The 269-nt window shown below is 71.0% G+C and carries 1 pseudogene; it reads left to right on the forward strand.

The window, feature by feature from the left end:
• Positions 1-112 (forward strand): annotated as a pseudogene (locus SB764_RS40680) (LysR family transcriptional regulator); the annotation flags it as partial.
• Positions 113-269 lie beyond the last annotated feature (157 nt).

A 269-nucleotide genomic window follows, 5' to 3' on the forward strand; every position in this document is an offset into this window, starting at 1 on the left:
CGCGAGCCGCTTCGACATCGAATTCGTGTTCGACGGCGCGGCGGCACCGGCTTCGCCTGTCGTCGCACGGTTTCTCGATGCCGTGCGCGACGCGGCCGGCCACGCGGAGTGACCGAGCGCCGGCGAAATCAACCGGCGCACCTGCGACGGATTCCGTAGCATCGCGGACCGCCGATCGGGCCGCCTGGGGCGGGCGGCCGCGCCGCGCGACGACGGCCGGCTTCGCCGTCACCGCACCTAAACATCCGCCGGAACGCACGAAAATTCTT

The sequence above is a fragment of the Paraburkholderia sp. SIMBA_027 genome (genome assembly GCF_046535315.1).
GTDB classification, from domain to species: Bacteria; Pseudomonadota; Gammaproteobacteria; order Burkholderiales; family Burkholderiaceae; genus Paraburkholderia; species Paraburkholderia tropica.